The following is a 19868-nucleotide window of genomic DNA, read 5'->3' as shown; positions in this document are numbered from 1 at the left end:
AAGTGTGACGGCGGAAAGGCGAGCGAGGCGCAAAAAAAGGGCTTATGCAGAACATAAGCCCTTAATCTTATGGTGTACGGGTTTTATTTCTCCGGCACCACATTCAGCAGTGTAGTCAGCAGCTTCCAGTACAGGCCAACGCTTTCGATATGGACCTGCTCATCGGGGGAGTGCGGACCTGTGATGGTTGGGCCGATCGAAACCATATCCATGTTGGGATAGGGCTTTTTAAACAAGCCACATTCCAGACCCGCGTGGATCACCTGAATATTGGGTGTTTTGCCAAACAGGGCGACATAGGTTTCACGCGTCAGGGCCATGATGGGCGAGTCGGCATCGGGCTGCCAGCCAGGATAGCCGCCTTTTGGTTTGGTCTGCGCGCCCGCCAACTGGCCGAGTGAGGTCAGCATCTGCACCACATAATCACGTCCCGTGTCGATCAGCGAACGAATCAGACAGTTAATTTCCGCTTTGTCGGCATCCATCGTCACAACGCCCACATTAAGTGAGGTTTCCACAACGCCTTTGGCGACATCAGAGTTGCGGATCACGCCGTTCGGAGTGCTGTTTAACAAATTCAGGAAGCGATCGCGGCTTTCACGGCTCAGTGCCTCGCCCTGATGGGCAACCGGTTCGCTGACAAAAGCAATATTCTTCTCTTTCACGCCGTGCTCATTCTGTACCGCGGCCAGGAAGCTGGCGGCGGCCGATTTGAGGTTATCCACTTTGCTGCTGTCGACAGAAACGGTTGCAAAGGCTTCGCGAGGAATCGCGTTGCGCAGTGTACCGCCGGTGAACGCAATCAGGCGAAGATCCAGCTCTGCCGCATGCGCGGTCAGGAAACGGGCCAGCAACTTATTGGCATTCCCCAGGCCCATATGAATATCCGCACCTGAGTGACCGCCACGCAGTCCTTTCAGGGTGAACTTCAGGGTTTCAAAACCGGCAGGAACCGCTTCGCGCGTCAGGGGCAGGGTTGTGATGAAATCGATGCCGCCTGCGCAACCCATGTAGATCTCACCTTCTTCTTCCGAATCGGTGTTGATCAAAATGTCAGCCTGCAGCCAGCCTGGCTGTAAACCAAAAGCACCGTCCATACCGGTTTCTTCGGTCATGGTGAGCAGGACTTCCAGCGGGCCATGGGTCAGGCTGTTGTCCGCCAGTACCGCAAGGGCCGAGGCCATACCAATCCCGTTGTCGGCGCCCAGCGTCGTCCCGCGCGCTTTCACCCATTCGCCATCGACATACGGCTGAATAGGATCTTTGGTGAAGTCGTGAACGGTATCGTTATTTTTCTGCGGCACCATATCAAGGTGTGCCTGCAGGGCCACGGGCGTGCGTTTTTCCATACCGGCGGTCGCAGGTTTACGAATCAGGATATTGCCGACCTGATCGCGCTCACACCAGAAGCCTTGTTCTTTGGCCCAGTTAACAATGTAGTTAGCCAGCGCTTCTTCATGAAAAGAGGGATGAGGAATCGAGCAGATTTTGGCGAAAAAATCCCACAGCGGCTGTGGAGAGAGTTGAGACAATTCAGACACGACAAGTCTCCTGTGTCAGTGCGCCGGCTTTGCCGGACAGTGCGAAGTTCCAGTGAAAGATCGCCGTCAGTGAACTGACGAGATAGGGCGAGAATATCACTGTTTTTCGTTCTGTGTGTCATTCACCGCGCTAAAAAACCGCAACCAGCCGCCAGGTGCTGGTTTTTAGCGCGTCATGTCCTTATAATCTCGCGCAACCTTTTCCCCGTTGCACATTTTTTAAGCCACACTGACTGGCTGGGATTCCTATTTATGAGCGAAAAATACGTCGTTACCTGGGACATGCTGCAGATTCATGCCCGTAAACTGGCTCAACGCCTGCTGCCTGTTGAACAGTGGAAAGGCATTATTGCAGTGAGTCGCGGCGGTCTGGTACCGGCTTCGCTGCTGGCACGTGAACTGGGTATTCGCTATGTCGATACCGTGTGTATTTCCAGCTATGACCACGATCATCAGCGTGAAATGAAAGTCCTGAAACGCGCCGAAGGCGATGGTGAAGGCTTTATCGTGATTGACGACCTTGTGGATACCGGCGGTACCGCACAAGCCATCCGTGAGATGTATCCGAAAGCGCGCTTCTGCACCATCTTTGCAAAGCCTGCCGGACGTGCGCTGGTTGATGACTATATCGTTGATATTCCGCAGAACACCTGGATCGAACAGCCATGGGACATGGGCGTGGTTTATATTCCACCGATTGTCAAAGGCTGATTGACGCAACACAAACAACGCCCGGTTTTCCGGGCGTTGTGCTTTCTGCGCCTCGCGACTTGCCGTGCAGTACAGTAAACTTAACTGCTGCTGTCTGTGTTGTTAGAGAGGTGATATGTCTGGCAAAAACCTGAGCGTTGAGCTGTTTAAACCTCGCTTTAAACATCCCGAAACGTCGTCGCTGGTACGCCTGCGTCGGCATGCCACGCATGAAGTGCATTCTGCTCTGGATGGAGACAGCCGGCGCGGCTGGTATCGGATGCTTAATAAGCTGATGTGGACATGGCGGGGCGTGCCCGCGCAGGAGATCAGCGAGGTACTGGCGCGTATTGCAATCAGCGATGTTGAGCACACCAACCCTGCGCTACTGGATACGGTAATAGGTTATCGCAACGGTAACTGGAACTACGAGTGGAGCAGACAGGCAGGTCGCTGGCAACAACGTGCACTGGACGCGAAAGAGGACGCCCACGACCAGGCCGGGCATGACTGGCTGCACGCGTCTCATCTCTACAGTGTGGCCGCGTACCCCTATATTAAAGGCGATGAACTGGCGGATCAGGCGCAGGCCCTGGCCAGCCGCGCTTATGAAGAAGCGACCCGCCGCTTACCCGGGGAACTCAAAACGCTGACCTTCCACATTGAAGGAGGCAGCCCCGTCAGCGGTTTTTTGCATATGCCGCCTGGCGTGGAAGCCCCTTATCCCACCGTGATGTTTTGCGGTGCGCTGGACTCGCTGCAAACTGACCACTATCGTCTCTTCCACGATTATCTTGCGCCGCGCGGCATCGCTATGCTGACGCTGGATATGCCGTCCGTCGGGAACGCCATCAAGTGGAAGCTCAGCCAGGATACCAGCTTTCTGCATCAGCAGGTGCTGCGCGATCTGGCTTCTGTTCCGTGGATCGATCACACGCGCGTAGCGGCGCTGGGTTTTCGCTTCGGTGCCAATGTCGCCGTTCGTCTGGCCTATCTGGAAGCGCCGCGTCTGCGAGCCGTAGCCTGTCTCGGGCCCATCGTACACAGCCTGCTGACACAAAATACCTTGCAGAACAAAGTACCGGATATGTATATGGACATGCTGGCCAGTCGGCTTGGCATGGCAGGCAGTACAGACAGCGCCTTGCGGGCGGAACTGCTCAGCTACTCGCTGAAAAATCAGGGGCTACTGGGACGTCGAACTGCCACGCCCATGCTGTCCGCATACTGGTCCAACGATCTCTTCAGCCCTGAGGAGGAAAGCAAACTGATCGCCAGCTCTTCAGCACAAGGTAAAGCGTTGTTAATTCCGGTAAAACCGGTAGCGGCCAGTTTCGATAGCGCCCTGAATGAAATCTGCGACTGGCTGGCACAACGTTTAAAAAGATAGCTGGCAAAATTGACAGTGTTTGCTACAACTACTAGCTGGAATCATTCGGATCGTTGCAAGACAATGCAGCATGGCTGCTGCGGTTCGAGATATAAAGCCTGTCCTAATGGAGAATTAGCATGACGTTACCGAGTGGTCATCCCCGCAGTCGCCTGCTTAAACGCTTCACGGAACTGGGACCTTACATACGCGATGGAAAATGTAGTGAAAATCGCTTCTTCTTCGACTGCCTGGCTGCCTGCGTAAATGTTAAACCTGCGCCTGAGCTGCGAGAGTTCTGGGGCTGGTGGATGGAGCTGGAAGCGCAAGCCGATCACGTTACCTATGTGTATCACATTGGCCTGTTTGATAAAGAGGGCGACTGGTCTGTCGCCACGATCAAGGGCAAAGATAATTCAGCCCGCGTGGAAGAAACGCTGCGTAATTTCCATGGCCGTTTAAAAGAGACGTTGAAAGAGTTTGAACTGGATCTGGTGCCCGCCAGTGACTTCGATGAAAAACCGATAAAACTCAGCGCCTGAGACTGAAGCCCCTGCGGGGGCTTTGTTGTCAGGATCGATCCCGCTCAGATTGCCCTACAGGAAAGGGCGAGTGATGGTCACTCGCCCTTTTAACAGACACATTCACATTGAGGTAAAGCACTAAACCTCTCCATCACGCGGGCCGTCATTCCTTCGACAGCCTCTCTCGTCAGGCGAAGTTCAGATTCATCAGAACTGGTAGGTCAGGCCGACAGCAACGATGTCATCGTTGTTAAGCGCCAGCTTGTTGTCTTTATCCAGTTGGTTAATTTTGTAATCAACAAACGTCGACATGTTTTTGTTGAAGTAGTAGGTGGCGCCCACGTCGATATATTTAACCAGGTCTTCGTTGCCGATACCGTTTTCGATATCTTTGCCCTTGGTCTGCACGTAGCCAATAGAAGGACGCAGGCCGAAGTCAAACTGATACTGCGCAACCAGCTCCAGGTTTTCTGCTTTGTTGGCTGAGCCCGAAACGGAGCCGCCAGCGACACGGTTTGTTCCATTGATAGGCGTCATGTTGCGGGTTTCGGTATAAATCGCAGCCAGATAAATACTGTTGGCATCATATTTCAGGCCCGTGCCCCATGATGTCGCTTTATCGCCATGACCATAGGTGCCAGCCTGTTGAGCATTGGTACGGTCGGAAGAGGTAATGGCACCTAAAATGCTCACGCCAGAATCAGCAATGGTATAGCCTAGTGACGCGCCGTAACCGTCGCCATTCTGGCTTCTCGTATCAATGGTTGATGTTCCAACACCGCGCGCGTTAACGCTCTTGTCATCGTTTTTACCCTGATACTGCAGGGCAAACTTCAAACCGTCGACCAGCCCAAAGAAGTTGGTGTTGCGGTAGGTTGCTACACCCGTTGCGCGTTGCGCCATAAAGTTATCCGCACGGGCTGTACCGTCACCACCGAATTCCGGGAAGACGTCAGTCAGCGATTCAACGTCATACAGCACGCCATAGTTACGACCGTAATCAAATGAACCGTACTGAGAAAATTTCAGACCGGCAAAGCCCAGACGGGTCTTGTTACCACTGTTCGCGTCGGAACCTTCGGAGTTATTAACGTTATACTGATATTCCCACTGACCGTAACCGGTCATCATATCGTTAATCTGTGTCTGGCCTTTAAAGCCAATACGGACATAAGATGTATCGCCATTCGCACCGGCATTATCACTAAAATAATGCTTAGCCTTTACTTTGCCGTAGAAATCCAGCTTGTTACCGTCTTTGTTATAAACTTCAGCGGCCTGAGCGGCAGAGGTCAGCGCCAGAGCAGAGATAACGATTGCCAGTGTACTTTTCTTCATTTGCTATCAATCCCAATGAGTAAAATGCTTATATCCTCACTATTTTCTTGCTGCAGGCAGGGCTGCCTTATTCTCTGATGGCTCAGTGAACGCACCAGGGGGCATTCATTTGCCGCCTTGTTACATCAAGAAAACTTTTGAGGCATTAGTGAAAATATTTGTAAAACACCGACTTTTTACCGATGAATGGTGAAGTTTTTATGACAACTTTTATGTTTTGTTGTTAAAGGGGAACTTTTGGTCTACTCCGCACTCTGCAAAATTTGCAGCTTTTCCCTTACTGGCTGTTGGCTTCCCTCACCGCACCTGTTAAAAAGTCGGTTCACAGAAATTTTTTACGGCAGGACAACATGAGTGGCAGTCAGACCCTTGTGGTCAAATTGGGTACCAGCGTGCTTACCGGCGGTTCGCGTCGGTTAAACCGGGCACATATGGTGGAATTAGTGCGTCAGTGCGCGCAGCAGCACGCCGCCGGCCATCGTATTGTGATTGTGACCTCCGGCGCGATGGCGGCCGGTCGTGAACATCTGGGTTACCCCGAACTGCCGCCTACCATCGCCTCAAAGCAGCTGTTAGCTGCGGTGGGGCAAAGTCGTCTGATCCAGTTGTGGGAACAGCTGTTTTCTATTTACGGTATTCATATCGGGCAGATGTTACTGACCCGTGCTGATATGGAAGATCGCGAACGCTTCCTCAATGCCCGCGATACCTTACGGGCCTTGCTGGACAACCACATTGTGCCGGTCATCAATGAAAATGACGCCGTTGCCACGGCGGAAATTAAAGTGGGCGATAATGACAACCTCTCTGCGCTGGCGGCAATGCTGGGCGGGGCAGACAAACTGTTGTTACTGACCGATCAGCAGGGATTGTTTACCGCCGATCCGCGCAGTAATCCGGATGCCCAGTTAATCAGCGATGTGCATATCATTGACGACGCACTGCGCGCACTGGCGGGCGGAAGCGTATCCGGGTTGGGCACGGGCGGCATGTCGACGAAGCTGCAGGCTGCCGATGTCGCCTGCCGGGCCGGTATTGATGTCATTATTGCGGCCGGAAGTCGTCATGGCGTGATCAACGATGTGATTGAGGGCAAGCCCGTCGGTACACTGTTTCATGCTCAGCAGACGCCGCTGGAAAACCGTAAACGCTGGATTTTCGGTGCGCCGCCCGCCGGAGAGATCACCGTGGATGACGGTGCGCTTGCTGCGATTATTGCGCGCGGCAGTTCGCTGCTGCCAAAAGGGATCCGCGAGATTCAGGGGAATTTTTCCCGTGGTGAAGTGATCCGTATCCGCAGTTTGCAGGGGCGCGATATTGCGCACGGCGTCTCGCGCTATAACAGTGATGCGATGCGCATGATTGCGGGTCACCATAGTCAACAGATAAGCGAGATTCTGGGCTACGAATACGGGCCGGTTGCCGTGCATCGCGACGACATGATCGTCAGTTAAGGAGTAGACATGCTTGAAGAAATGGGAAAGGCGGCGCGCGCCGCGGCCTGGAAACTGGCGGATCTGTCTGCGGCAGAAAAAAATCAGGTTTTGCTGACTATCGCCGATCGGCTTGAGGCAGAAAGCGAGGGGATCCTGGCGGCAAACGAGCAGGATCTGGCTGAGGCGAGGCAGAACGGCATGAGCGCCGCATTGCTCGATCGCCTGACGTTGACGCCCGCGCGCCTCAGTGCGATTGCCCACGATGTTCGCCAGGTTTGTCGGCTCGCCGATCCGGTAGGGCAGGTGATCGATGGTGGTTTACTGGACAGCGGCTTGCGCATTGAGCGCCGCCGGGTGCCGTTAGGGGTGATCGGCGTCATTTATGAAGCGCGTCCGAACGTCACGGTGGATGTGGCGAGCCTGTGCCTGAAAACCGGCAATGCGGCCATCCTGCGTGGAGGGAAAGAGACATGGCGGACGAACGCGGCTACCGTCCGGGTAATACAAAACGCTTTGCAGCAGCACGGCTTGCCATCAGCTGCCATTCAGGCGATTGAGAATCCGGATCGGGAACTGGTCAATCAACTGCTAAAACTGGACCGCTATGTGGATATGTTGATTCCGCGAGGGGGCGCCGGACTACACAAACTCTGTCGCGAACACTCCACTATTCCGGTGATTACTGGCGGCATTGGCGTTTGCCATATGTATATCGACGACACGATGGATATCGACGCCGCGCTGGATATCATCGTGAATGCCAAGAAGCAGCGTCCGAGTGCCTGTAACTCCCTCGAAACTCTGCTGATCGACGCGGCCATGGCGGCGCGCTTTCTGCCCGCTTTTATGGCCCGCATGGCAGAGGAGAACATTCCGCTGCATGCTGATGCCAGTATCCTGAGTGAACTGCAGCAGGGACCGGCCAGCGTTACCGCCATCCAACAGGGCGATTACGACGATGAATGGCTGTCGCTTGATCTCAACGTTAAACGGGTTGCCGATATGGATGAAGCTATCGCGCATATTCGCGAGCACGGCACGCAGCACTCAGACGCTATCCTGACACGCAGCACACAAAATGCCGCGCGCTTTGTTAAGCAGGTTGACTCGTCTGCTGTTTACGTCAACGCCAGCACGCGCTTTACCGACGGGGCACAGTTTGGTCTGGGCGCGGAAGTCGCGGTCAGTACGCAAAAACTGCATGCCCGTGGTCCAATGGGCCTGGAGGCGCTGACGACCTATAAATGGATTGGCTGGGGAGACGACAGCCTGCGTGCATAACCGCATTTTAGTGAATAAAACGGGAGCCTGTGCAGGCTCCCGTTTTTTTTAGATGGCTTTTTTCGCACCACTCAATGGTAGAGTTTTTCGTCCGTTGGCCGCTTTTTAGTCAGTAAGAGGGAGGTTGTTCATCAGAAACGATGAAGGTAGGGCGCAATTTTTTACACAAGATTACTGAAAGGTGAGGTCAGACGCGGCTTAGCGCCTGATTTTATGCTTCGCTTGGCATAATAACGGTTAACAATAATCAAAAATGCCTGGCAATGCCGTTAGGTAGTCAACGGGCGGTAATATAAAATGAACTGGTAGCAATAACGAAAATAACATTCAGCACCTCTTTCATGGTTGATTATTAACTGATGGTTAAAAAAGAGAGTATCAAACAAGCGTTCACTGCCAGGCTGATCGCCGCGTGTGAAAGTGCGGGCATCACCGGTCATGGCCGAAATAAGCAGGTCGCCTGTGCGCTGCAACAGCAGGGTTGTCAGATTTCCGCACCCGGCGTGTGGAAATGGTTTAACGCGCAGTCCGTGCCCGATAACGGCAATCTTCTGGCGCTCAGCCAGTTACTGGGTGTCAGAGTAGAATGGTTGCAATATGGCATGGAGCAGACCCCGGAACCGTATTTACTGCAGGATATGCCGTGCCAAAAAAGCACGTTTCGCGTTAACAGTTTTGACCTGGGGCAAACGTCAGCAATGGGGGTTCCCGTCGGGGATGACTTCGTTGAAACGATTAAGGCTATCGAATACGGGCAGGAGGAAGCCCGCATCTTGTTCAGCGGCCGCCCGGCCGATCATATTCGGTTAATCGCAATGAACAGCGATGCCATGTCAGACACATTTGCCCCACGGGATCAGCTGTTTGTGGACATTAGCGTGCAGACATTCGACGGAGATGGCATCTACATTTTTACGCTGGACGACAGACTTTACCTCAAACGCCTGCAACTGCAGCATAAAAGAATTGCTGTTATCTCAGATAATAAACGTTACGAGACCTGGTATCTGGACCGGAATGATGTGGGCAGTTTAACCGTTCTGGCAAAGGTGATAATGAGCCAGGCCAGGCAGTATCATATTCTGGGTTAGGCAATTCAGTCAGACTGATGATCCTTAAGTGAAAAAAATAATCGGTCTAAATTCAAAAAGTTAACTTATGGTAAAAAATAAATTAACCAGTGGTGTTTGATAAAGCATAAGAACCTGTTAATAATTTGAGCAGGGACGAAAAAAGTTGTTACCTCCAGGATGAAACGCTCTTAAACAATTGAGGCGCTGCACAAGCGCGAATCAACCCCCCAACGCTAATGAGCTTTGGGATGGGGTGGATGCGTACCGTGCAGTGTCATCAGATGCCGCCCGAACCCTTTGCTTACCCTTCCACCTGACTGATTATTCAGCCGGGAGGAGTGCCTGTGAACAGCATTCCGCGACGTTCAGGCGTGTTCAACGGAGCGAAAATGCTTGCCTGCCACCCTATCGCCAAAGACTCATTCACAGGAGGAGTTATGGCGATAATCCAGTATGGCAAAAGCGTTTTTACAGGCAATGCACGAACTCGCCGTCATCAGCGGCGTCAACCTCTTAACCGTCTCAAACACAGTATTGACGAAGCACTTAACTGTCCACCCGAAACCCGCACGCTTCGCCGCGCAGAGCAAATCTGTCAGCGGCAAGTGATATCGGCTGTTGATCGCGCGATTGCCGCACCGCGCCTGAGAAGCCAGGAGATATCGGGATTTGATAATTGCTGCCTGCCACATGTTCATCTCTATGCGGTCCGTTGAACGAATTTTTCGTCACTGATTTTACGCCTGTCGCAGACATCTCCATCCTTTCTGACCTTTTGTAAATGCTTCAATGCTGCTGCATGTTCCCCCGACATCGCCGCTGCGTTTATCCCTGCACTAATCAGTTTGTTTTATGTTTTGTCAGTCCGGTCGGTTATGTCTGCATCGTCTATGAGGAGTTTTTATGAGCCAGATTATTGCAATTCTGAATTTTGAAGAGGGTTACGCCGAAATGCCTTATCTCGATACGCTGGGGTTTCCTACCGTTGCAGGCGGCATCCGTATTGGCCCAAAAGGCGCATCGCTAAGTAACTATGTCATGCGGGTTCCCCGGCGGGTCGGGGATGTCTGGAAGCAATGCATTCTGGAAAACAAGATCACAGATATGCAAAGCCGTGCGCCCATTAAGCTGGCGCTGGAGAAATGTAATGAGGCGCGTACCGATGTTCTGATGAGTATGGCCTATCAGCTTGGCGTAGATGGCATTTTGCAGTTTAAAAACATGCTCAACGCGATTGCCCAGGAAAACTTTGTTGAGGCCGGTGAGGCCATGCTCAACAGCCTGTGGGCGCGGCAGACACCGGGCCGTGTCCGGCGTCATGCCGAAGTGATGCGCAGCGGAAACTATGACGTCTACCGGGGGTTACTATGAGATGGTTACTTTTCATTATCGCGGTGTTAAGCGTCATTATCATTTTGCTGTTAATGCAGCGCTTCACCACGCTTCAGTTTGTTTCTCACGCCAAATTGTTGTTTAAAACCTGGTCTGTATGGCTTGCCTCGCTGGGATCGATGCTCAGTGCCTGGGTTCAGTCGTTTCCGTCTTCTGCGCTCAATGCCTGGCAAACGCTGCCGGAGGACGTAAAAAGCATTCTTCCCCACAACTATCTGGGTCTTATCGGTGCCTTCATGGTGGCGATGGGCGTGATTGCGCAGTTTGTTCGCCAGAAAACCCTGCTCAATGAAAAACGGCAAAGTAAGGAGATGGAGTCATGACGTTTTTTTCTCTGTTAACCAACGGCGGCTGGCACTGGTTGGCTGCGCTGGGTGCGCTGATGGCGGCTTTGGGAGCCAGTTACTTCGGTGGCAAAAAAATTGGCAAGGTGCAACAGCAGGCGCAGTCAGAAGCCGAGGGGGCCAGGCAAGAGGCAGACCGCCTGACGAAGATTACTCATCAACAGCAACACAATAGTGAGGAGGCGAAGCGTGTGGCGACTGATAACCTCAATCTTGATGATGCTGCTGCTCGCGACAAGTTGCAGCAGTCCAAATATAACCAGCCCTGAACCCATCATCTCTAACGATTCAGCCTGCATTCTCTTTTCCCCTATTTACACCCATGGCGATGACGCGCAGAAGGCAGACATTCGCACTGTGCGCGCGATCAATGCCCATAACGATCTCTGGGATGCTCTCTGTGGACATCCCTCATCGTCAAAATAGTTAACTAAATGATTTATAAAACCTTATCCTGAGGAGGATATCATGATTGAAGTCAACTCATTTGCTGAGCTGCGTACTACCGTGCCGTCAAAAGCAGGTGAAATTGCCGTGTTAAAACGCTACTACGACAAAGACTCCAGTTTCCGGGGCGGCGGTGATTTTGTGGGATTCACCGGCACCACCGCGTTAAAAGACGATGGCGGTACAGTCGCCGTTGGCAATAACTTTTACTGGAAGCGTTCGATTAACGATCCACGTGAAGTTAACATCCTGCATTTTGGCGCGAAAGGCGATGGCGTAACCGATGACACCGATGCGTTTAAACGTATTCTTGGCTGGTCACAAACTTACAGCCAAAATATGAAAGGTTTACCAGTCCGTTTTCCCGGCGGACGTTTCCTGATCATGCCAATGGACCTGAGTGATACAGAAATGCCGTTCTTTGGTCTGGCCGGCGATGACCTGGCGCTGGGTTCTCTGCCCGGCACAACCCTTATCTCCGACAAAAGCGCCAATACGCTGTTTAAGGTTAAAGCCCGGAGGACGACGATCCGTGGTATCACCTGGGATGGGCAAGCCAGCGCGGATATTGTTGCCAATAAAGCCACCATCACCCCTGAGATGTGCAGCAACACTCAGCCTTTCTTTGAAAATATCTGTGTGGAAGGGCAAATCGTCAATATTAGCTGTTTTCGCGGCCAGCGCAGTGGCGGCACGATTTTTAAACTGCAGGACACGCTCGATAGTAAGTTTGAGCAAATCTACACCAATACCACCTACTCACGGGTGTTTGATATTGGCTGGTCAAATTCGCCTAAAGGCGTGTGGGATCACTCCACGGCGGTTGAATTGTGCAACGCGAATTTCCAGACAGGCTATGGCGATGCCACGCTTTACATGCCGCGCATGACGCAGGCGATTATGCGCAACGTGTGGATTGAACATACGCGTAATCCCGGCGATCTGTCTGATGGCGGCTGGACAATTGATACGCTCAACGTCGAAGACTGTAGTGCACCTTTAATCCTCAATAATGCGCGCGTGGTAATGCGCCATATTAACCTGCAGGCGGGCGCAAAGCTCAGTCAGGATCTGGTCACGGGCAAATGGCTTTCTACTTTCGAGTATGGCTATCGCCGCGACGAGAACTACGGCACGTTTATGAGTGGATCGCTACGGGCAGGGTACTTCAGTGGCTATAAAGTCGTGAATAATACTGCGACGGATAACTGGTATCGCCTGGGCCAGGTGTTTTTCCCTTCACCCAATCAGCAATGGGTTATTGAGTTGATTGGTAAAGCGGATAACACCACGCCTTCGGGGACTGCTACGTCACCCGTTAACATGCCGGGTACAGGGAAAACGTGGATCAACCTACAACGGCTGGATACCGTCTGGGCGGATGCCTGCCACATGGGTCAACCTGCTGTTATGGATATTCGCTACAACCGGGTGGGCACCACCTATGCTGGCGTGTGGGTCAAGCTGCGCGCTAACAGCGGTGAGACCATGTTTAACCTGAAAACCACCGGGCCGACGCGCTTTGACACCGGATCCTGCTCACTTTTCCAGAGTGATATGTCTCAGGTTGATGACGTCACAAAAGTCGGGACGCTAAAACCCGCTGCGCGCTTTGGTCTTCACAATGGTGTAGCAGGGCTGGGCGCCAATGAAAAAGGGGTGGTAACCCTGGCGACCGCAGAAGGCTCGCCGACAAATAAAACAACGCCGACCGGATTTGTGCTGATGAATATAAACGGCGTCGATCGGAAGGTGGCGTATTACGATTAGCATGCATATACATTCGCGAGGCTTCGGCCTCGCGACGTTTATTTATATGCTGGCAGATGTTGAAGTGTTATTGCGATGATCTGACGCGCTGTGCGGACAGATCGCTTCCTTTTTATAAACCTTTACTAAACAACCTGACGTCATTCGCCATGAGTGATAACGCAAAGCGCACTGCATGACAAAAATTTTTACGTTTCAATACTAAAAATTAAAGTCCCAATAACTCTTCGCAAGAAACACTCCATTCTTGCAACACAAGGAACACGTTGTATGGTGGCTGCCATTATCATTGGTATTTTTATTATTAGCGTTATCTATGCGCACTCACGCGGTGTAGAAAAGCAAAAGTTTTCACGTCAGTTATTTGATCATTCGACCTTTATGGCGCCCATCAATATGTTTATGACGGGCTTCTCCAGGTTGCCGGCAAAACAGCCTTATTTCCCAACGGATGATTTTCCTGAACTTCGTCAGCTTACCGATAACTGGGAGGTTATCCGTGAGGAGGCGATACGGCTTCAGGATCACATCAAAGCGGCACAAAGCCATAATGATGCAGGTTTTAACACCTTCTTTAAACGTGGCTGGAAACGTTTTTACCTTAAGTGGTATAGCGATGTGCACCCTTCAGCACAGCAGCTGTGTCCTGTGACCACGGCACTGGTGAGTCAGATCCCGTCCATCAAAGCAGCCATGTTTGCAGAACTGCCTGCAGGCAGTCATTTAGGTAAACACCGCGATCCCTACGCGGGATCGGTGCGTTATCACCTTGGTCTGGTGACGCCCAATGACGACCGTTGTTTCATCGAAGTGGATCGCCAGCGCCATAGCTGGCGCGATGGTCAGGCGGTGATTTTTGACGAAACGTATGTGCACTGGGCGCAGAATGAAAGCGAGCAAACGCGCATTATTCTGTTCTGCGATATTGAGCGGCCGATGAAATGGCGCTGGGCACAGGCGGTTAATCACTGGGTTGGCAATACATTAATGTCGGCAGCCGCCTCGCCCAATGATGAGAATGACAAAACGGGATTCATTAACCGGATTTTTAAATACGTTAATGCTGTTCGCGATGCCGGACAGAAGCTGAAAAAGCGTAACCGGACCCTTTATTACTGGGTAAAACATAGCTTAATTGCCCTGATCTTTTTGGCGATCATTGTCCCGGGTATGATGTAAGCAAAATAACAAGGCGGTCAGGCGCAGACTGACCGCCTCATTGGCTGGCGAATATAACCGACAGTCCTTACTTTAGTTTGAACTCACTGGCATCAATCGCATAGTGTTTCATTTTTCGCCATAAGGTGGTGCGTCCAATATTCAGCATCGCCGACATAGCCTGTACCTTGCCGTGCGTCATTCGGGCTGCCTGAAGAATCGCTTCTTTTTCAATGGCGCGAAAAGACAAATCATCCGGCAACAACGCCGTGCCGGCAGTATTATCAGCCTGTTCAGAAAACAGTGATTCAGGCAGGTTGCTTAGCCGGATATGGCCATTTTCACTGCGGATCGCAATATTCTCGATTACGCTGTTGAGCTCAAAGTCATTGCCTGGCCATCCATACTGCATTAACTGCGTGATAACCTCGTCATCCACTTTAAAACGTGATGAAAACCGCTTTTCCAGCCTGCGCAACCGGTTGTTAATGAGACAGGGAATGCTGTGACGGCGCGCCCGCAGAGGCGGTATGGCAATTTCAAAGGAATGTAAGGCGTAATAAAGCTGACGGCTAAAACGATTCTGTTCCACAAGATGGGCCAGATTAGTGGTCGTCGTGGCAATCACTTTGATATCAACAGGAATAAGCCGCCGGGCATCCAGCCGGGTCAGTACGCCCTGTTTGATGACCTGAAGCAGCACAGACTGCTGAGCCGGAGTCAGATATTCAATCTTTTCCAAAAACAACGTGCCGCCGCTGGCCAGCGCCAGTCGGCTTAACCGGCCATCTTCATCCTCGCCGGGCGCACTGCCTGTAAAATCCTCTCCCAGAGAATTGTCGGCATAAAGTTGACAGTTAACCGCAATGTAGGGACCACTCGCCCGGTCGCTTTCATTATGAATCGCCTGGCTGAGTAGCTCTTTCCCCACGCCTTCTTCCCCACACAGTAAGACCGGAAAGCGGCCTTTTGCGGCCTGACGGCCGAAACAAACCAAACGTCGTGTTTCCGCATCTTCTTCAGGCATTTGTTCAAACGTATGGCTGACTTTGCCTAACTGACTGGTCATCAGCTGGCGCATCTGCTCAACCGGATGAAGCAGCAAAATAAAACTGTTGCCCTGGGGTTCAACAATCGGTTTCAACGTAATGACGGCATCCACAAACTGGTGCTGGCTTTCAAACGTGACCTCTACATGCTTCAGCGCCTGAACATGGGTGATGGCCCGACGCAACAGGGCAGGCAGGGTCACCAAATCCGCCAGCATTTTTCCCTGACTGGTCAGCGCATTCAGATGCAACATCCGTGCGGCCCGGGCGTTGAGAAACTGCAACACGCCTTGCTCGTTCCAGGCCATCACGCCGTCATCCATGCTTTCCAGCAGGCCATTGAGTTGATTCAGATGGCGGTTGGACTCGGTAAGCAAAGTGTCCGTCAGTAACGAGTTGCCCACTTCACGGGCAATGGCTAACGTCAGAGAAAGATCTGACGATGCCTGCGTCTTGTCCTGGCAGGCCAGAGAAATGGAGCCAAATAAGCGACCATGATTATCAAATATTGGGGTTGAGCAGAAAAACCAGGGATGAAGGGCCCGTTTGAAGTGCTGTTCGCCGTGGGTCTTAATGGGCTGACCTTCAAGCGCCGCCAGCGATAAGGCACAGGTACCGATAATGCTTTCCGCACAATAGCTGCCATCCCGCATGCCTAATGCGTCAAGCTGCATCAGCGTTTCAGGCGCGCCGCAGCGGGTCAGAATACAGGCTGATTCGTCCAGAATGAGCAGCGCACAGGCACGGTTTTCCATGTATTCCCATGCATCCTCCAGCGTCGCCTGACCGAGGGTTATCAACGCGGCTTTACGTCGACATATGGATTCATAGGTCAGGCCCTGCGCCTGGTGTGGCGTCTGCCAGTTATCGCGTTGCATATATTTACTGCAGCGCTGCCATGACTGCGTAATCACCACTGAACCGTCATTATTGCTATGGGGAGGTAAACCCGTCATCACGTTTTCCGCCAGAAAACCATAGAAAATCCCTCTGACAGATCCGGTCAGAGGGACGCCAGGTGCCCGTGATACCCGGGCCAGCGGTTACCGGCAGTCGGCTAACGTGACAGCCACTGCTGCCCCAGCAGATCCGCAGTCACAATGGCTGCGTACACGCTGTCCGGTGTAACCGGGAACGGCATATTGTGGATGGTTTCGCCTTCCACGCAGGCCGCATGGGCAACCGCGCTTATTTTCTCTTCAATGCCGTGTTTCACTCCCATCTGTGCCAGCGTGACAGGCAGGCCCACTTTCTGGCAGAAGTTCAGCACGGTTTCGATCTCATCTGTCGGGCTGTTTTGCAGTACCAACTGCGCGAGCGTACCAAACGCCACTTTTTCGCCATGATAAAGATGATGGCACTCTTCCAGCACGGTAAATGCGTTGTGAATCGCATGAGCGGCAGCCAGACCGCTGCTCTCAAAACCAATACCACTCAGATAGGTGTTGGCTTCCACAATACGTTCCAGGGCTTCCGTGACGACGCCCGCCTGGGCGGCACAGCGCGCTTTTTCGCCCTCAGCCAGAAGCGTCTCGTAGCACAGACGCGCCAGGCTTAACGCGGCCGCGGTCGATTTCCCTCCCGCCATGCTGGTTGCGCCCGAGTCATAACAGGCTTTTGCTTCAAACCAGGTCGACAGGGCATCACCCATACCGGCGACCAGTAAGCGAACCGGGGCTTTGGCAATGATTGTAGTATCCATGACCACCATGTCAGGGTTTTTGGGATAGATCAGGTACTCAGCAAACTCACCGGATTCGGTATAAATGACCGACAGCGCGCTGGTGGGCGCATCCGTCGACGCGATGGTCGGGATCACCACCACCGGCAGTTTCAGATACCAGGCGACGGCTTTAGCGGTGTCCAGCGTTTTCCCCCCACCCAGTCCGATCACGCCCCGGCAGCCATGCTGTTCGACAAGGGCCATCAGGCGTTCTATTTCCGTCCGGCAACACTCCCCGTTAAAGCGTTCGGCATGGCAGGTCACACTGTGGCTGGCAAGGCCGGACAGGACCTGATCGCCCGCCAGTTTCATCACAACGTCATCGGCAATCACAAAAAAATGATTTGCCAGGTTTTTGGCATATTCCCCAAAGGACAACAAGGCATCGGGGCCCTGAATATATTTCGCTGGAGACTGAATAATTTTTGGCATTCCTTTCACCCTCAAGTAAGAACATGTTCGCAAGATGAACGCGCGCATCTTTCTGGCTCAGTTGGCGATGTGAGCCGGATGATGACCGGCGTACGCGACTCACTTTACGATCAACGGTGAGGGGAAATATTTTTGACGCCAACGTTCTTATATGGAACGCCATACGTCCAGTTATGTTCCATCCTGAAACAATAAACGCGCTCGAAAAGCCATGTTGCGATCGCGATCTCCTCTTAGCGGTTAAGAGACTACCCGGAACCCATGTGAGAGGAAGGACGCGACTGCGCGCCAGCCTGAGGGGATAAAACGCTTATCGCTCAGACAGATTGATCACGTGCAACGATCCCGATTTCTTGCTTTGCCTCTCATTTTTCGCCGTAAGTGCGATAAAACGTTTCATAACGAAACATAATAACGCAGCAAAACGTTCCCTTATGGAACGCTGAAGAGGGGCATTTTTTTTCCTGTCGACTCCGTAAGAATCACTCCACCGACGCGCTGCTTTTCGCCGTCTCGCTCTCCTGATAATGCTGTCCCTTTTGCTGAGGCAAGAGCGGCGGCAAACCGATGCTAACGGAGCATACCCATGAAAAAGCTGATTAATCGTGTGGAAGATGTATTGAGTGAACAGCTTGCAGGCTTCGCTCGTGCCCATCCTGAACTGACGCTGCATCAGGATCCAGTTTGTATGACGCGCGCCGATGCGCCTGTCGCCGGAAAGGTTGCCTTACTGTCGGGCGGCGGAAGCGGCCATGAACCGATGCACTGCGGGTTTATTGGTCCGGGCATGCTTTCGGGTGCCTGCCCGGGTGAGATTTTCACCTCGCCAACGCCGGATAAAATGTATGAATGCGCCATGAAAATTGACGGTGGTGAAGGCGTACTGATGATAATCAAAAATTACACCGGTGATATTCTCAACTTCGAAACCGCCACCGAGCTGCTGCACGAAAGCGGTGTAAAAGTCACCACAGTGGTGGTTGACGATGACGTGGCCGTAAAAGACAGTCTCTACACGACAGGACGACGTGGTGTGGCGAATACGGTACTGATTGAAAAACTGCTTGGCGCCGCAGCGGAGCGGGGCGATTCACTGGAAGCCTGTGCGGCGCTGGGACGTAAACTCAATAACCTGGGCCACTCGATCGGTATTGCGTTAGGCGCCTGTACCGTGCCCGCCGCCGGCAAACGCTCGTTCGAACTTCAGGACAACGAAATGGAGTTCGGTGTAGGGATTCATGGCGAACCCGGCATCGACCGCCGTACTTTTACCTCGCTGGACAAGACGGTCGATGAGATGTTCGACACGCTGCTGGAGAATGGCAACTACAGCCGTACCCTACGTCACTGGGATCAAAACAGCGGAAGCTGGCAAGAGGTTAAACACAGTAAGCAGGCATTAACCCGCGGCGATCGTGTGATTGCGCTGGTTAATAATCTGGGCGCTACGCCACTGTCAGAACTGTATGGTGTTTATAACCGCCTGGCTCAGCGTTGCGACGAAAGCGGCATCACTATCGCGCGAAATCTGGTGGGCAGTTACTGCACATCGCTGGATATGGTGGGCTTTTCCATCACGCTGTTAAGCGTGGATGATGAGGCCCTGTCACTGTGGGATGCCCCGGTACACACACCTGCCCTGAACTGGGGCTGTTAAGGAGTTCGACATGTCACTTACCCGCGCCCAAATTGTGAACTGGCTTTACCGCTGTGGTGAAGTTTTTACCCGTGAAAGTGATTTTCTCACCGGCCTGGATCGCGAAATTGGCGACGCCGATCACGGCTTAAATATGCACCGGGGCTTCAGTAAGGTGGTCGAGAAGCTGCCCGCGATTGCCGATAAGGATATTGGCTTTATCCTCAAAAATACCGGCATGACGCTGCTTTCCAATGTGGGCGGTGCCAGCGGGCCGTTGTTTGGCACTTTCTTTATCCGGGCGGCGCAGGTCACACAGGCACATCAGAGCCTGACGCTGGAAGAGCTGTATCAAATGATACGCGAAGGGGCCGAAGGCGTGGTGAATCGAGGAAAAGCGGAACCCGGCGATAAAACGATGTGTGATGTCTGGCTTGCGGTGGTGGCGTCACTGCGGCACGCCAGTGAGCAAAATATGTCGGTCATCGCCGCGCTGGATGCCGCCTGCGAGCAGGCAGAAACGGCCGCTCACGCCACCATTACAATGCAGGCCCGCAAAGGCCGCGCCAGTTACCTGGGAGAGCGCAGTATTGGTCATCAGGATCCGGGGGCAACATCGGTGATGTTTATGATGCAGATGCTGGCTGCCGCCGCCAAAGCTTAAG

General features: G+C 52.7%; 18 protein-coding genes. 14 read left to right on the top strand and 4 right to left on the bottom strand.

Translation table 11 applies throughout. The features are described from left to right. Positions 1 to 83: 83 nt before the first annotated feature. The gene (gene pepD / locus C1N58_RS13555) at positions 84 to 1541 is read right to left on the bottom strand and encodes a beta-Ala-His dipeptidase (RefSeq protein ID WP_033738557.1); all 1458 of its coding nucleotides are present in this window, start codon (positions 1539 to 1541) and stop codon (positions 84 to 86) included. A 252-nt stretch (positions 1542 to 1793) separates the two neighbouring features. Between pepD and gpt the strand changes: the two genes are divergently transcribed. The 3 genes from gpt (at position 1794) to crl (ending at position 4142) form a co-directional block, all read left to right on the top strand. After that, a complete protein-coding gene (gpt, locus tag C1N58_RS13550) occupies positions 1794 to 2252 on the top strand; it encodes a xanthine phosphoribosyltransferase (RefSeq protein ID WP_006118053.1) in 459 nt (152 codons plus the stop codon). Between the two features lie 115 nt (positions 2253 to 2367). Then, positions 2368 to 3621 (top strand): esterase FrsA, encoded by a 1254-nt coding sequence (frsA, locus tag C1N58_RS13545; RefSeq protein ID WP_006118054.1) that lies wholly within the window; start codon positions 2368 to 2370, stop codon positions 3619 to 3621. Positions 3622 to 3740: 119 nt separating this feature from the next. Beyond that, a complete protein-coding gene (gene crl, locus C1N58_RS13540; protein WP_006118055.1) occupies positions 3741 to 4142 on the top strand; it encodes a sigma factor-binding protein Crl in 402 nt (133 codons plus the stop codon). Positions 4143 to 4331: 189 nt separating this feature from the next. On the opposite strand, the gene ompC is transcribed toward crl, so the two are convergent. Further along, positions 4332 to 5462, bottom strand: coding sequence for a porin OmpC (gene ompC, locus C1N58_RS13535; RefSeq protein WP_058702746.1), 1131 nt, complete (start codon positions 5460 to 5462; stop codon positions 4332 to 4334). 350 nt (positions 5463 to 5812) lie between these two features. Here ompC and proB point away from each other — a divergent pair, with 350 nt between their 5' ends. The 9 genes from proB to lpxO all read left to right on the top strand — a co-directional run bounded on the left by proB (position 5813) and on the right by lpxO (position 14384). Continuing rightward, on the top strand, positions 5813 to 6916 hold the full coding sequence (gene proB, locus C1N58_RS13530; RefSeq protein WP_058702747.1) for a glutamate 5-kinase: 1104 nt from the start codon (positions 5813 to 5815) through the stop codon (positions 6914 to 6916). 9 nt (positions 6917 to 6925) lie between these two features. Continuing rightward, positions 6926 to 8179 (top strand): glutamate-5-semialdehyde dehydrogenase, encoded by a 1254-nt coding sequence (gene proA / locus C1N58_RS13525; protein WP_006118058.1) that lies wholly within the window; start codon positions 6926 to 6928, stop codon positions 8177 to 8179. Positions 8180 to 8538: 359 nt separating this feature from the next. Then, positions 8539 to 9270, top strand: coding sequence for a S24 family peptidase (locus tag C1N58_RS13520; RefSeq protein WP_394549857.1), 732 nt, complete (start codon positions 8539 to 8541; stop codon positions 9268 to 9270). Positions 9271 to 9689: 419 nt separating this feature from the next. Further along, positions 9690 to 9968 (top strand): transcriptional antitermination N peptide, encoded by a 279-nt coding sequence (locus C1N58_RS13515; RefSeq protein WP_072193621.1) that lies wholly within the window; start codon positions 9690 to 9692, stop codon positions 9966 to 9968. 187 nt (positions 9969 to 10155) lie between these two features. Beyond that, complete coding sequence (locus tag C1N58_RS13510; protein WP_033738569.1) at positions 10156 to 10623, top strand: lysozyme family protein; 468 nt, start codon at positions 10156 to 10158, stop codon at positions 10621 to 10623. Next, complete coding sequence (locus C1N58_RS13505) at positions 10620 to 10967, top strand: DUF7940 domain-containing protein (RefSeq protein WP_006118062.1); 348 nt, start codon at positions 10620 to 10622, stop codon at positions 10965 to 10967. The genes C1N58_RS13510 and C1N58_RS13505 overlap by 4 nt, the downstream gene beginning before the upstream one ends. Next, on the top strand, positions 10964 to 11257 hold the full coding sequence (locus C1N58_RS13500) for a hypothetical protein (RefSeq protein WP_033738571.1): 294 nt from the start codon (positions 10964 to 10966) through the stop codon (positions 11255 to 11257). Before C1N58_RS13505 ends, C1N58_RS13500 begins: the two co-directional genes overlap by 4 nt. A 199-nt stretch (positions 11258 to 11456) precedes the next feature. Beyond that, complete coding sequence (locus C1N58_RS13495) at positions 11457 to 13205, top strand: glycosyl hydrolase family 28-related protein (RefSeq protein ID WP_394549856.1); 1749 nt, start codon at positions 11457 to 11459, stop codon at positions 13203 to 13205. A gap of 270 nt (positions 13206 to 13475) precedes the next feature. Next, positions 13476 to 14384, top strand: a complete 909-nt coding sequence (gene lpxO, locus C1N58_RS13490; protein WP_033738574.1) for a lipid A hydroxylase LpxO — start codon at positions 13476 to 13478, stop codon at positions 14382 to 14384. Between the two features lie 67 nt (positions 14385 to 14451). Here lpxO and dhaR read toward each other — a convergent pair whose 3' ends face one another. After that, complete coding sequence (gene dhaR / locus C1N58_RS13485) at positions 14452 to 16368, bottom strand: dihydroxyacetone kinase operon transcriptional regulator DhaR (protein WP_394549855.1); 1917 nt, start codon at positions 16366 to 16368, stop codon at positions 14452 to 14454. A 101-nt stretch (positions 16369 to 16469) separates the two neighbouring features. Next, complete coding sequence (locus C1N58_RS13480; RefSeq protein WP_033738579.1) at positions 16470 to 17567, bottom strand: glycerol dehydrogenase; 1098 nt, start codon at positions 17565 to 17567, stop codon at positions 16470 to 16472. A 586-nt stretch (positions 17568 to 18153) separates the two neighbouring features. On the opposite strand from C1N58_RS13480, the gene dhaK reads away from it, so the two are divergent. After that, positions 18154 to 19224, top strand: a complete 1071-nt coding sequence (gene dhaK, locus C1N58_RS13475; protein WP_033738582.1) for a dihydroxyacetone kinase subunit DhaK — start codon at positions 18154 to 18156, stop codon at positions 19222 to 19224. 10 nt (positions 19225 to 19234) lie between these two features. Beyond that, positions 19235 to 19867, top strand: a complete 633-nt coding sequence (dhaL, locus tag C1N58_RS13470; protein WP_006118067.1) for a dihydroxyacetone kinase subunit DhaL — start codon at positions 19235 to 19237, stop codon at positions 19865 to 19867. Position 19868 lies beyond the last annotated feature (1 nt).

The organism is Pantoea sp. SGAir0180, assembly GCF_043546245.1.
This window is presented reverse-complemented; position numbering and strand designations above follow the sequence as displayed.